Source organism: Sphingomonas sp. CFBP 13714 (assembly GCF_014842205.1).
Taxonomy (GTDB): domain Bacteria; phylum Pseudomonadota; class Alphaproteobacteria; order Sphingomonadales; family Sphingomonadaceae; genus Sphingomonas; species Sphingomonas aerolata.
In genome coordinates this window covers 666679-679110 of the sequence record NZ_JACYVG010000001.1, presented here as the reverse complement: position 1 = coordinate 679110, position 12432 = coordinate 666679, and the positions used below count along the sequence as shown (strand labels likewise).

Below are 12432 nucleotides of genomic sequence, written 5' to 3'. Positions count from 1 at the left end.
TCGCAATTCGTCATCGTTCCCGTTATGTGCCAGAACAGCGTGACGATGTCAAGGGAGAATAACCGATCTGGTTAGCGCGTCGGCACCGGCTCCGCCCCCGAATAGTCGTAGAAGCCGTGCTTGGTCTTGCGTCCGAACCAGCCCGCCTCGACATATTTGACCAGCAGCGGCGCGGGCCGGAACTTGGGATCGCCGGTCCCCTCGAACAGCACGCGGGTGATCTCCAGGCACGTGTCGAGCCCGATGAAATCGGCCAGAGTCAGCGGCCCCATCGGGTGATTGAGCCCCAGCTGGCATGCCAGATCGATGTCGCGCACCCCCGCCACGCCTTCGCCCAGCGCGAAGCACGCCTCGTTGATCATCGGCATCAGCACGCGGTTGACGATGAAGCCCGGCGCGTCGTTCGCATGCACCACCTGCTTGCCGAGCTTTTCGGCAAACGCCTCGACCGCGGCGACCGTTTCGTCCGACGTGGCGAGCCCGCGGATCAGCTCGATCGGCCGCATGACGGGGACGGGATTGAAGAAATGCACCCCCATGAACCGCGCCGGATCGGGCGCCGCCTGCGCCAGCCGCGTGATCGGGATCGACGAGGTGTTCGACGCCAGGATCGCGTCCGCTTTCAACACCTTGCCGACCTCGGCGAAGATCGTCCGCTTGATCGCCTCGCGCTCGGTCGCGGCCTCGACGACGATGAAACAGTCGCCCATCTCGGCGACGCTCGCGACCGGCTCGATATTGGCCAAGGTCGTCTCGCGCAGGTCGGCGGTGATCTTCTCCTTCTCGACCAGCCGCGCCATCGCCTTGCCGATCCCCGCCTTGCCCGCCTCGGCCTGGGGCAAGCCCATATCGGCCAGCAGCACGCGGTAGCCCGCCTGCGCGGCGACCTGCGCGATCCCCGCGCCCATCTGTCCCGCGCCGATTACGCCGATCGTCTGCATCGCACTCTCCATCTCTATTGCCGGTTGTTCGACTATGGCCTCGCCCCTATCGAAGCGGGACCGTCGCCGCCAGACCGGTCAGGAGGTCGCATGCGCTATCCAGTTCTCGTTTCGCTTCTGCCCGTTTCGGTTCTGGTGGCCGCAACGGCCTGCAGCCCCAGCGGCAACACCGGCGCACCCAACGACGCCACCGTCCCGCTCGAAACCCCCGCGCGCCCCAAACCGCGCCCGATCGCGCGCGGCGCCGCCCCGCAGGCCCCCGCGGAGCCCGCCGTCGACTCGAAGGCACGCCCCCGCCCGACCAGCGTAAAGACCTTCGGCGCCTGGGGAATTGCCTGCGACAACGGTGCCTATTGCAATGCGGTTTCGATGGCGCCCGACGATTCGAGCATCGCCGAACTCTCGCTCGCCATCGAGCGCGGCCCCGCCGCCGACGCGCCCGTATCGGTGACGATCGGCACGCCGGGCAGCGCGCTGCGCCGCGTCGTCGTTGCGATCGACGGCACCCCGCTCGCCAGCGGCAATCCCGGCGACGACCGGCGCTTCACCGTCACCGGCCCGGTCGCGATGACGCTCGCCCGCCGCCTCGCCACCGGCACCGCGATGACCGCGCGACTCGACGGCCGCACGATCCCCGTCGTCATTACCGGCGCCGCCGCAGCGCTCCGCTATGCCGACGCCCAGCAAGGCCGTGCGGGCACCCCCGGCGCGCTCGTCGCGACCGGCGACACGCCGCCCGCGACCACCCCGCCCGCACTCCCGACGATCCTCGCCGCGCCGCTCACCGACCGCCGCGCGCAGCCCCCCGCCGCGCCGCTCGTCGCGCAGATGCGCCAGCGCACCGGCTGTGCCGCGGACCAGTTCGGCCCCGTCACCAACGAGACCCATGCGCTCGACGCGACCACCGATCTCGTCCTGCTATCCTGCGGATCCGGCGCGTATAATGTCATCACCCGCGCGCTGATCGTCCGCGACGGCAAGGCCAGCGAAGCGCCGTTCGACCTGCCCCCGCAATTCGGCGAACGCGGCGCCAAAGCCGCCCTCGTCAACGCGGGCTACGACCCGAAGACCGGGCTGCTCAGCTCCTACGCCAAGGGCCGCGGCATCGGCGATTGCGGCGTCGGCCAGGACTATGTCTGGGACGGCACCCGCTTCCGCCTCGCCGAAATGCGCATGATGGGCGACTGCCGCGGCGCTATCACCTGGCCCGTCATCTGGCGCACGACGGTCGCCCGCAACTAGCCCGTCATCCCCTTCTTCCGTCATCCTGACGAAAGTCAGGATCCAGAGTGACTTAGCGCCAACCTGTTTGGCTCTGGATCCTGACGTCCGTCAGGATGACGGCGCCCGCGGCTGACGACAGGCCTACCGCCCCGCCAACCGCACCAGCGCATCCCCCGTCAACCGCTGGATCGTCCAGTCCTCCATCCCCACCGCGCCGAGCTTGCGATAGACCGCGATCGCATCCGCATTCCAGTCGAGCACCGACCATTCGAACCGCGCGCACCCGCGGTCGACCGCGATCCCCGCCAGATGCGCGAGCAGCGCGCCGCCGACCCCCTGCCCGCGCGCTTCGGGCGTCACGTACAGATCCTCCAGATACACCCCGCGCTTGCCCGTCCAGGTCGAGAAATTGTGGAAGAACACCGCGAAACCGACCGGCCCGTCTGCCCCGTCCGCGATCACCGCCTCCGCCGCGGGGGCATCCCCGAACAGCGCCTCGCCCAGCGTCGCCTCGGTCGCCTCGACCGCATCGGGCTCGCGCTCGAACGCCGCAAGCTCGCGCACGAAGCGCAGGATCGTGCCGGTATCGGCGCGGGTGGCGGAACGGATCTGGGTCATGCGGCGGCCTCCATCGACGTCTGCGCGATATCGCGCCGCCGCGCCGCATACAGGCATGCGACGACGATGACACCCGCGCCGCACGCGGTGAATGCCGACACCCGCTCGCCGAACACCAGATAGCCGAGCCCGGCGGCATAGACGAACGAGCTATATTCGGTCGTCGCCAGAAATCCCGTGTCGCCGTGCGCATAGGCCCAGCCGAGCAGCCACAGCGACGCGGTCGCCAGCCCCGCCGCCAGCAACAGCCGCGGCCATGTCGCGGCATCGGGCACCACCGCCAGCCACGGCGCCGCGAGCGCGAGCGTCGCGGTCACCACCAGCGCCTGGAAGAACGCGATCTCGCCCGGCCGCGCCGCCTGCGCCTGCACCCGCGCGATCACCAGGTTGACCGCATAGAGCAGCGCCGATCCGAGCACTGCGGCGACCCCCGTCAGGCTCGCCGCCCCCGCCGCACCCTCGCGGCCATGCCCGATCATCACGATCCCGACCCCGCCCAGCGCCACGACCGACGCGACCACGACCCGGCGCCCGACCCGCTCACCCAGCGTGACGGCGGCGAGCAGCAGCGCGAGGATCGGCGAGATGTAGGTCAGCGAAATCGCCTGCGCCATCGGCACGCGCGCCAGCCCCCAGAAGAACAGCAGCGCCATCGCCGCAGTCACCAACCCCCTGGCCAAATGGAGTTTCAGCGCCCGCCCGCTCGGCCGCCCGCTCCGCCCGAGCTTCCAGGCGACCGCCCCCAGCCCGACACTCGCCATCTGCCGCCAGAGCAGCGCGTTATACACCCCGATCCCCAGCACCAGCGACTTCATCACCGCGTCCATGACCGAGAACAACCCGATCCCGAGCGCCGCGACCGCAAAGGCCAGCGCAGGCGAAACGCTACGCCCCCTCACGCCGCCCGCCCCGCCGCCGAGAAGATGCCAATACCCATCCCCCCGCTTAACCGGCATCCCCCACCGACGCCATCATCGCCCGCAGGCTGTCAGCATCCCCCACGATCGCGAGTGCCGGTTCCCCCGCGAAAGCGGGGGCCCAGAAGGCCCACCCCCACCGCAAAAACCCTGGCCTCCCGCCTACGCGGGAGAACAGCGGAGGCGTCCTCCCCGTCATCCTGACGAAAGTGAGGACCCAGAGCCAAACAACGCCACCCTCCCCGCTCGTGCTGAGCGAAGTCGAAGCACCGCCAAAACCCGAAACGTCCGTCAGCCCACCCCGTCATCCTGACGAAAGTCAGGATCCAGAGCCAAACAGCGCCACCCCCCGCAACCCTGGATCCTGACTTGCGTCAGGATGACGGAAAGTGAGGGCGACGCCCGGCTCAGCCAACCGCCTGGAAAGACCCCGCTTATTCCGCCGCCATCTCCGGCACCAGCGCCGCGACCGCCGCGTCCGCCGCCTCGATCTCCGCCGCCTTGGCCTCGACCAGCTTGACGATGTGGTTCACCATGTCCGCGTCCTGGACATGATGGTCGGTGACCCCCGACAGATACACCATGTGCTTGCCGTTGCCGCCGCCGGTGATCCCGATATCGGTCTCGCGCGCCTCGCCCGGCCCGTTCACGACGCAGCCGAGCACGCTGAGCGACATCGGCGTGCGGATATGCTGCAACCGCTCCTCGAGCGCCTGGACGGTGCGGATCACGTCGAACCCCTGCCGCGCACAACTCGGGCACGACACGACGCGCACGCCGCGGTTGCGAATGCCGAGCGCCTTCAGGATCTCGAACCCGACGCGCACTTCCTCCTCGGGCTCGGCCGAGAGCGAGACGCGGATCGTGTCGCCGATCCCGTACCAGAGCAGGCTGCCCATCCCGATCGCCGACTTGACCGTGCCGCCGACGAACCCGCCCGCCTCGGTGATGCCGAGATGCAGCGGACAGTCGACCTGTTCGGCGAGCTGCTGATAGGCCGCCACCGCGAGGAACAGGTCGGACGCCTTCACCGCGACCTTGAACTCATGAAAGTCATGGTCCTGCAGCAACTTGATGTGATCGAGCGCCGATTCGACCAGCGCATCGGGGCACGGCTCGCCATATTTCTCGAGCAGATGCCGCTCGAGGCTCCCGCCGTTGACGCCGATCCGGATCGCGCAGCCATTGGATTTCGCCGCGTCGACGACCTCCTTCACGCGGCTCGCAGACCCGATATTGCCCGGGTTGATCCGCAGGCACGCCGCGCCCGCATCCGCCGCCTCGAGCGCGCGCTTATAGTGGAAATGGATATCCGCGACGATCGGCACGCGGCTCGCGCGGACGATCTGCTTCAGCGCGCTGGTCGATTCGACGTCGGGGCAGCTGACGCGGATGATGTCGACGCCCGCCTCTTCGCAGCGGCGGATCTGGTCGACCGTCGCCTTGATGTCGTCGGTCGGCGTGTTGGTCATCGTCTGCACGGTGACGGGCGCATCGCCGCCGACGGGGACGTTGCCGACCATGATCTGGCGGCTCGTGCGGCGGGTGATATCGCGCCAGGGACGAAGGGACATGAAGATTCCTCGTGGGTTCACTGCCGTATATAGCGGCTGGACGCGGCGAGCGAAACAACGCTGGCACATGCCGCCGCACGGCCATAGGTTGCCGCATCTCAGCGGAGCCCGATCGATGACCCTGTCCCTCTACGATGCGACGATCCCCTCCAATCTCCAGGTCCTGCGCGCGCTCGATGCCCTGCTCGACAAGGCCGAAGCCTTCGCCGCCGAGCGCGGGATCGACCCCGCCACGCTGATCGACGCAAGGCTCGCCGACGACATGCTCCCCTTCGGCTATCAGGTGAAGTCGTGCGTCGCGCATTCGGCGGGCGGCGTGCAGGGCGTCCGCGACGGCGTCTTCTCCCCCGATCGCAGCGCCTGGCCGACCGATTTCGCCGGGCTCCACGCCGCGGTCCAGGGCGCGATCGCGACGCTCGAGGCCTATGACCCGGCCGAGTTCGACACGCTCGCCACCACCGCGACGAAGTTCGAATTCGGCAGCTATGTCATGCCCTTCACCGGCGCGAACTTCCTTTTGTCCTTCTCGCAGCCCAATTTCTACTTCCACGCCAGCATCGCCTACGCGATCCTGCGCGCCCAGGGCGTCCCGCTCGGCAAACGCGACTTCCTCGGCGTCCCCCGCATCGCCGCCTGACCGGGCCGGGCCGGGCGGGCCCGCGCCGGTGTGACGGGGCAGCGCGTGCTTGCAGCCCCGTCACCCGCCGCCTAGGGCGCTGCGATGACCCGGCATTACGGCATGGACTGGCTGCGGATCGGCGCCTTCGCCCTGCTGATCCTTTACCATATCGCGATGGTCTTCGTGCCGTGGAACTTCCATGTGAAGTCGACGCATGTCGAGGACTGGGTCCGGCTGCCGATGCTCGCCACCAACGCGTGGCGGCTGACGTTGCTGTTCGTCGTCTCGGGCTATGCCAGCCGCGCGCTGCTCCGCCGGTCGAGCGGCCCGGTCCGCTTCTTCGCGACGCGCTGCTACCGGCTGCTCGTGCCGCTCGCCTTCGGCATCCTCGTCATCGTCCCCCCGCAACCCTGGGTCGAGCTCGTCACCCGGCACGGCTATGCGGGCAGCTACTGGACCTTCTGGACGCACGACGCCTTCCGCTTCGCCCCGCTCGACGGACTGTGGCTGCCCGCCTGGAACCACCTCTGGTTCGTCGTCTATCTCTTTGTCTACACGACGGTCCTGACGCTCGGCGTCGCGCTGGTCCGGGGCCCGCGAAGCCTGCGCAGCCACCAGAATGTCCGCAGCCGCGGCGCGCAGCGGCTCTTCGACCGCGTCTTCGGCGGCTGGCTGGTGCTGCTCCTGCCGCTCGCCTGGCTCATCTTCGTCCATGGCTGGTGGTTCCAGATGGCGGCCGAGAGCCAGGCGCTGCTCGGCGACTGGATCGCGCACATCACCTATTTCCCCGCCTTCCTGTTCGGCTTCGGCCTCGCGCGCTCCGAACCCGCGATCGCCGCGATCGCGCGGCTGTGGAAGGTCGGCGCCGGGCTCGCGCTGCTCGGCTATGCGACGATCCTCGGCATAGAGCTTGGCTGGCCCGCCGGGGTTGCGAAGCCGCACTGGCTCTATACCGCCTACGGCATCGCGCATGCGCTTGAACAATGGGGCGGAATCGTCGCGCTGATCGGGCTCGCCGAACGCCATCTCAACCGCGACCATCGCTGGCGGCCGATGCTGACCGAGGCGGTGTTCCCCTTCTACCTGATCCACCAGACGCTCATCATCCTCGTCATGTACGCGCTGCTCCCCGCCGGCCTTCCCGGCTGGGCGGAGTTCCTGATGCTGCTCGCCGCGACGCTGATCGGCTGCTTTGCCTTCTACCGGATCGGCCGCAGGGTCGCGCCCTTGCGCCCGCTGATCGGGCTGCGTCTCCACCTTCGTCCCACTCCGCCAACCTTGTGAAAGCCCCCATGCCCCAACCCAACTGGACCCTCGTCATCCACGGCGGCGCGGGCAAGCTCGACCGCGAGATGCTTTCCGCCGACCAGGATTCGGGCGCGCGCGCCGGCCTGTCGCGCGCGCTTGACGCCGGCTCGGCCGTGCTCGCGGGCGGCGGCACCGCGCTCGACGCGGTCGAGGCCGCGGTCCGCGTGCTCGAGGATGATCCGCACTTCAATTCGGGGCGCGGCGCGGTGTTCACGCATGACGGCGGGATCGAGCTCGACGCCGCGATCATGGACGGCCGTACCCGCGCCGCGGGCGCCGTCGCTGCCGCCACCGCGACTCGCAGCCCGGTCGGCCTCGCCCGCGCGATTCTCGACGACGGCCGCCACGTCTTCCTCGCAAGTGCCGGCGCGGACGCGTTTTCGCGCGAGCACGGCCTCGAACAGGCGGATCAGGACTGGTTCGCCACCGACGAGCGCCGCCGTCAATTCGCCGAGCTTCAGGCGAGCGGCGACATGTTCGACGTCGACATGAAATACGGCACCGTCGGCGCGGTCGCCTGCGACGGTAACGGCCATGTCGCCGCCGCCACCTCGACCGGCGGCGTCACCGGCAAGCGCTGGGGCCGGATCGGCGATTCGCCCGTCATTGGTGCTGGCACCTTCGCCGACGATCGTGCCTGCGCGGTGTCGTGCACCGGCTCGGGCGAGTTCTTCCTGCGCGTCGGCGTCGGGCATGAGATCGCCGCGCGCGTCCGCCTGACCGGCGAGTCGCTTCAGGCCGCGACCGAGGCGGTCCTCGCCGAGGTCCGCGCGCTCGGCGGCACCGGCGGCGCGATCGTCGTCGCCCCCGATGGCGGCATGGCCTGGTCGTTCACCACGCCCGGCATGTACCGCGGCACCGCGTCCGCAAAGGGCGCGCGCAGCGTCGCCATCTACGCTAGTGAGCAGCCATGATTCGCAAGCCCCTGACCGCGCTCGGCCTGCTCGCCGCGACCGCGCTGACCGCCGCCCCCGCCACCGCCTATTGGGAATATGGGCATGAGACGGTCGCGCAGATCGCCTATGCCAATGTCGCGCCGCGCACGAAGGTCGCGATCCGCCGCATCCTCGCGCAGCAGGCGCTGCTCGACACCCCCGAATGCCCGGCCGGCACGATCGAAGAGGCAAGTGTCTGGGCAGATTGCATAAAGCCGCTCAAGACCGCCGACGGCAAGTCGCGCTTCGGCTTTGCGTACAGCTGGCATTACCAGAATGTCGATGTCTGCGCGCCGTTCGACCTGACGCCTGCCTGCAAGGACGGCGACTGCGTCTCCGCGCAGATCGACCGCGACGTGACCCTGCTCCGCGACCGCAACACCTCGCCGCACGACCGCGTCCAGGCGCTCGCCTTCCTCATCCACTTCGTCGGCGACCTTCATCAGCCGCTCCACGCGGGCGATCGCCACGACAAGGGTGGCAACGACGTGAAGACCGATTACGGCATCTACGCGCCCGCCCGGCTCAATCTCCACTCGGTCTGGGACGGCACGCTCGCCGAACGCGCAATCTCCGCGCCCCCCTCGCTCGTCCGCCGCTACCCCGCCGCCGAACGCGCGCGCATCGCCGCCGGTACCGTCGCCGACTGGAGCCGCGAAAGCTGGCAGGTCGCGCACGACGTCACCTATGCGTCGGCGCTCGGCGGCGACGCCTGCGCCCCCGTCCCCCCGCGCGTGAAACTCGACGAAGCCACGATCGCCCGCATCGCCCCCGTCTCGCGCGAAGAAGTCCGCAAAGGCGGCCTCCGCCTGGCAAAACTTCTAAACAAAGCCCTGACCTAAAACCCCTCTCCCCCCGGGGGGAGAGGGAGGGGCCCATGCCCCCTCGCGCATGGGAGGGTGAGGGCACGAGGCTCAAGACACCCCCAGCCCAAAGTCATTCCCGCGAAGGCGGGAACCCAGACCGGCTACCCTCGCGACCATGCCCGACCGTCAGCCAATCTGGATCCCCGCCTCCGCGGGGATGACGAAGGACGGGGCAAGGCTCCTCACGAGCCCGCCCCCAACCCTCAGTTCAGCACGATCGTAACCGCCCGACGGTTCTCCGCCCAGGCCGCATCGTCCGACCCCTGCGCCACCGGCCGCTCCGACCCATAGCTGATCGTCGTCATCCGCGACGCCGACACGCCGCGTGCCGCGAGGTAGTTCTTCGCCGAATTGGCCCGCCGGTCGCCCAGCGCCAGGTTATACTCGCGCGTGCCGCGCTCGTCGCAATGCCCCTCGATCGTGATCCGGACATTGGGGTTGCGCGCCAGCCACTCGGCCTGGCTGTCGAGGATCGCGCGCGCGGTCGGATCGATATCGTACATGTCGAGCGCGAAATTGACCGTGTTGCTCTGCACCGAGCGGCGGAAATCGGCGTCCGACCCGGGCACGATCGCGCCGTTCGCACCGCCATTGGCCAGCCCGCCGGTCGGGTCGACGCCCGCCGACGAATCGACGGGGGCGGGCGGCAGGGTCTCGGGGCGCTTCTTGGCGCAGCCCGCGACGGCGATCAGCGCGGTCGCGCACAGCAGCGTTGTCGTAAACTTGGCCATCACATCTTCTCCCGTGGTCGGAACATATTCCAACATAGATTACATAATCGGTCTAGGGCCGCAGCGGGCCCCAGGCTGGATCCGACCCGTCGAGCGGGGTCGGAATCTTGCGCTCGTTGACGCCCGTCAGGTCGACGGACCAAAGATCCGCCTTGCCCCCGCCACCGCGTCCCGAGCGGAAGAAGTTGATCACGCGGCCGTTCGGCGACCAGCTCGGCCCCTCGTCCTGCCAGTCGTTGGTCAGCAGCTTCTCGCCCCCGCCGCTCGGGCTCATGATCCCGATCCGGAACCCGCCGCCGAGCTTGGTGAACGCGATCAGGTCGCCGCGCGGGCTCCACACCGGCGTCGCATAGCGCCCGCCGCCAAAGCTGATCCGCTGCTGGTTCGATCCGTCGGCGTTCATGACATAGATCTGCTGCCCGCCCGACCGGTCGCTCTCGAACACGATCTTCGATCCGTCGGGCGAATAGCTCCCGCCGGTATCGATGCCGGGCGAATTGGTCAGCCGCTGCGGCGCGCCGCCCTGGCTCGACACGCGGTACACGTCGGTGTTGCCGCCCTGCGCCATCGAGAACAGGATGTTGCGGCCATCGGGCGAGAAGCGCGGCGCAAAGGTCAGACTGGCATTCTGCACCACGAGCCGCTGCCGCCCGGTGCCGATGTCGTAGACATAGATCGCCGGCCGGTTGTTCACATAGCTCATATACACGATCGACTGCTGGTTCGGCGCGAAGCGCGGCGTCAGCACGATCGACTGGCCATTGGTCAGGAACCGGTGGTTCGCACCGTCCTGGTCCATGATCGCCAGCCGCTTGATCCGGCGATTCTTCGGCCCGGTTTCCGACACATAGACGACGCGACTGTCGAAATAGGCGCCCTCGCCGGTCAGTCGGGTATAGACCATGTCCGCGCATTTATGCCCGGCACGCCGCCAGTCGGACGGCGGCACGACGAACCCCTGCCGGGTCAGCTCGGCACGCGACGACACGTCGTACAGATAGCAGCCGACCGTCAGGTTCCCGTCGCCATTCGCGCGGATGAAGCCCTGCACCAGCGCCTGCGCACCCGTGCTGCCCCAGTAGTCGAATCCCGGCGCGGTAACCTCGGGAAAGCCGATCGCGCGCAGCTGCCCGGGGGCGAGCGGCGTGAACAGACCCGAATTGCGCAGGTCGTTGGTGACGATATCGGCCAGCTGCCGGCCTAGCACGTCGGTCGACCCCGCCGGCGTCGACACCACCGCGGACGTCGGCATCACCGGCACCGCGATCGGCATCGGCGCGGAGATCCCGCCCGTCACGTCGACCACCAGCCCGCCGGCCTGATCGTCGGCTGCGGTGGGCGCCCCCGCCTGCGGCACGGGCGCCGGCGCATCCTGCGCACTGGCCGCACCGCCGGCAACGAGTGCCATCAACCCGACCGAAGCCAGCACCGCCCTCACCCCAGTCCCCACCCCGGCGAAGGCCGGGGCCCAGTGGGGAGACGCTGCCGCGAGCACGGTGCGCGCCGTCACGAAAACCTCTCCACCTGGGCCCCGGCCTTCGCCGGGGAGGAGGCTGGAGATCATGGCAGGCCGGCGGGGGGACAGCGATCGGAACATAACGGACATCCTCATCCGGGAAGCTTGTAACGCAGGCTGAAATTGCTCCAGCCATTCTGCACGTCATACAGGTCATCGGGCAAACCGCGCAGCGGCGAACAGCCCGTGAAGGTCGCGATCGCCAGATCGTCGACGCGATCGACATAGCGCCGGTTCTCGTCGTCGACGCCCGCATGCCCGGTGATCGTCGGCCGCGACTTCAGCGTCCCGTCGCGGTTGAGCTTCAGGTTGATCGTCACGCGGATCCGCTCCGCGCCCGGCCCCGGCGTCACCTGCCGGTTCGCGCAGGGCTGCACCTGCCGCAGGATCGCCGAGCCGATATTGGCCGCCGCCTGCGCGCCCAGCTTGGCCGCCTTGGGCGCCTCCGACTTGCTCGGCGACGGATCCGCCGACAGGCCTTTCAGGAAATTGTCGCCCAGCCGCGACCCGCGCGGCCGCGCCGCCTTCGCGTCCGCGGTCGATCCGCTGCCCTTGGTCGCCGAAGGCTTGGCGGGCTTTGCCGAGGACGCCGCACTCTTGGCGGGCGCAGCGTCTGACTTGGCCGCGCTCTTCGCCGGTGCCGCCTTGGCGGGCGATGGCTTGGCCGCCGGTTTCGCGGGCGCAGGCTTGGATTTCGCCGGGCTCGGCTTGGCCGGCGCAGGCTTGGCCACCGGCTTCGGGACGGGCGCGGGCTTCGCCACCGGCTTCGGCGGCGCGGGCCTGGGCTTGGCCACCGGCTTGGGCTCGGGCTTCGGCTCAGGCTTGGGCGTCGGTTTGGGGGGCGCAGGTTTGGGCGCAGGCTTGGGTGGGGCCGGCTGCGGCGCAGGCGGCACAGGATCCGGCTGTGGCTCGGGCTCGGCCTCCTGCGGCGCGGGCGGTGCCGCATCCTCGGGCGAACCCTCGTCGGGCGCGACCGATTCGGCGGGCGTCTCCGCCGATTGCGGCGCGGTCGCCTCGAGCGCGACGTCCGGCACCAGACTGATGTCGATCGGCTGCTGGACGGGCTTGGGCGGCTCGGGCGTGTCGAGAAACCCGACCGACAACAGCGCGAACAGCACGACATGCCCGACCAGCGCGACGCCGAATCCGATCTTTTCGGAGCGATCCATCACCAAGGGCCCAT

General features: G+C 69.4%; 12 protein-coding genes. 5 read left to right on the top strand and 7 right to left on the bottom strand.

Annotated features, from left to right (window positions below; genetic code table 11):
* Window positions 1–71: 71 nt before the first annotated feature.
* Window positions 72–941: a 3-hydroxyacyl-CoA dehydrogenase NAD-binding domain-containing protein gene (locus IFT54_RS03320; protein ID WP_192069543.1), complete on the bottom strand. Its 870-nt coding sequence runs from the start codon at window positions 939–941 to the stop codon at window positions 72–74.
* Between the two features lie 90 nt (window positions 942–1031).
* On the opposite strand from IFT54_RS03320, the gene IFT54_RS03315 reads away from it, so the two are divergent.
* Window positions 1032–2183, top strand: coding sequence for a DUF1176 domain-containing protein (locus tag IFT54_RS03315; RefSeq protein WP_192069542.1), 1152 nt, complete (start codon window positions 1032–1034; stop codon window positions 2181–2183).
* A 123-nt stretch (window positions 2184–2306) separates the two neighbouring features.
* Here IFT54_RS03315 and IFT54_RS03310 read toward each other — a convergent pair whose 3' ends face one another.
* From IFT54_RS03310 to ispG, 3 genes are all read right to left on the bottom strand, one after another.
* The gene (locus tag IFT54_RS03310) at window positions 2307–2783 is read right to left on the bottom strand and encodes a GNAT family N-acetyltransferase (protein WP_192069541.1); all 477 of its coding nucleotides are present in this window, start codon (window positions 2781–2783) and stop codon (window positions 2307–2309) included.
* Window positions 2780–3682 (bottom strand): DMT family transporter, encoded by a 903-nt coding sequence (locus tag IFT54_RS03305; protein ID WP_342354755.1) that lies wholly within the window; start codon window positions 3680–3682, stop codon window positions 2780–2782. Before IFT54_RS03305 ends, IFT54_RS03310 begins: the two co-directional genes overlap by 4 nt.
* A 452-nt stretch (window positions 3683–4134) precedes the next feature.
* Entirely contained in the window at window positions 4135–5274 is a 1140-nt protein-coding gene (gene ispG / locus IFT54_RS03300; RefSeq protein WP_031440350.1) for a flavodoxin-dependent (E)-4-hydroxy-3-methylbut-2-enyl-diphosphate synthase, read from the bottom strand.
* Window positions 5275–5389: 115 nt separating this feature from the next.
* Between ispG and IFT54_RS03295 the strand changes: the two genes are divergently transcribed.
* The 4 genes from IFT54_RS03295 (at window position 5390) to IFT54_RS03280 (ending at window position 8978) form a co-directional block, all read left to right on the top strand.
* The gene (locus IFT54_RS03295) at window positions 5390–5911 is read left to right on the top strand and encodes a DUF1993 domain-containing protein (RefSeq protein ID WP_192069539.1); all 522 of its coding nucleotides are present in this window, start codon (window positions 5390–5392) and stop codon (window positions 5909–5911) included.
* A gap of 84 nt (window positions 5912–5995) precedes the next feature.
* Window positions 5996–7177 carry an acyltransferase family protein gene (locus IFT54_RS03290; protein ID WP_192069538.1) on the top strand — a complete coding sequence of 394 codons (1182 nt, stop codon included), beginning with the start codon at window positions 5996–5998 and terminating at the stop codon, window positions 7175–7177.
* Window positions 7178–7185: 8 nt separating this feature from the next.
* Window positions 7186–8115: an isoaspartyl peptidase/L-asparaginase family protein gene (locus IFT54_RS03285; RefSeq protein WP_192069537.1), complete on the top strand. Its 930-nt coding sequence runs from the start codon at window positions 7186–7188 to the stop codon at window positions 8113–8115.
* Window positions 8112–8978 carry a S1/P1 nuclease gene (locus tag IFT54_RS03280; RefSeq protein ID WP_192069536.1) on the top strand — a complete coding sequence of 289 codons (867 nt, stop codon included), beginning with the start codon at window positions 8112–8114 and terminating at the stop codon, window positions 8976–8978. Before IFT54_RS03285 ends, IFT54_RS03280 begins: the two co-directional genes overlap by 4 nt.
* Window positions 8979–9205: 227 nt before the next feature.
* Here IFT54_RS03280 and pal read toward each other — a convergent pair whose 3' ends face one another.
* The 3 genes from pal to IFT54_RS03265 all read right to left on the bottom strand — a co-directional run bounded on the left by pal (window position 9206) and on the right by IFT54_RS03265 (window position 12418).
* Window positions 9206–9733, bottom strand: coding sequence for a peptidoglycan-associated lipoprotein Pal (pal, locus tag IFT54_RS03275; protein WP_031395926.1), 528 nt, complete (start codon window positions 9731–9733; stop codon window positions 9206–9208).
* Between the two features lie 52 nt (window positions 9734–9785).
* Entirely contained in the window at window positions 9786–11141 is a 1356-nt protein-coding gene (tolB, locus tag IFT54_RS03270) for a Tol-Pal system beta propeller repeat protein TolB (RefSeq protein WP_192069703.1), read from the bottom strand.
* Window positions 11142–11341: 200 nt separating this feature from the next.
* Window positions 11342–12418, bottom strand: a complete 1077-nt coding sequence (locus IFT54_RS03265) for a cell envelope biogenesis protein TolA (protein ID WP_192069535.1) — start codon at window positions 12416–12418, stop codon at window positions 11342–11344.
* Window positions 12419–12432: the final 14 nt, after the last annotated feature.

What these genes read in the sequence shown, in the direction of transcription:
- IFT54_RS03320 (WP_192069543.1), bottom strand. Translation starts at nt 941, where the DNA reads ATGCAGACGATCGGCGTAATCGGCGCGGGACAGATGGGCGCGGGGATC.
- IFT54_RS03315 (WP_192069542.1), top strand. Translation starts at nt 1,032, where the DNA reads ATGCGCTATCCAGTTCTCGTTTCGCTTCTGCCCGTTTCGGTTCTGGTG.
- IFT54_RS03310 (WP_192069541.1), bottom strand. Translation starts at nt 2,783, where the DNA reads ATGACCCAGATCCGTTCCGCCACCCGCGCCGATACCGGCACGATCCTG.
- ispG (WP_031440350.1), bottom strand. Translation starts at nt 5,274, where the DNA reads ATGTCCCTTCGTCCCTGGCGCGATATCACCCGCCGCACGAGCCGCCAG.
- IFT54_RS03295 (WP_192069539.1), top strand. Translation starts at nt 5,390, where the DNA reads ATGACCCTGTCCCTCTACGATGCGACGATCCCCTCCAATCTCCAGGTC.
- IFT54_RS03290 (WP_192069538.1), top strand. Translation starts at nt 5,996, where the DNA reads ATGACCCGGCATTACGGCATGGACTGGCTGCGGATCGGCGCCTTCGCC.
- IFT54_RS03285 (WP_192069537.1), top strand. Translation starts at nt 7,186, where the DNA reads ATGCCCCAACCCAACTGGACCCTCGTCATCCACGGCGGCGCGGGCAAG.
- IFT54_RS03280 (WP_192069536.1), top strand. Translation starts at nt 8,112, where the DNA reads ATGATTCGCAAGCCCCTGACCGCGCTCGGCCTGCTCGCCGCGACCGCG.
- pal (WP_031395926.1), bottom strand. Translation starts at nt 9,733, where the DNA reads ATGGCCAAGTTTACGACAACGCTGCTGTGCGCGACCGCGCTGATCGCC.
- tolB (WP_192069703.1), bottom strand. Translation starts at nt 11,141, where the DNA reads ATGGCACTCGTTGCCGGCGGTGCGGCCAGTGCGCAGGATGCGCCGGCG.
- IFT54_RS03265 (WP_192069535.1), bottom strand. Translation starts at nt 12,418, where the DNA reads ATGGATCGCTCCGAAAAGATCGGATTCGGCGTCGCGCTGGTCGGGCAT.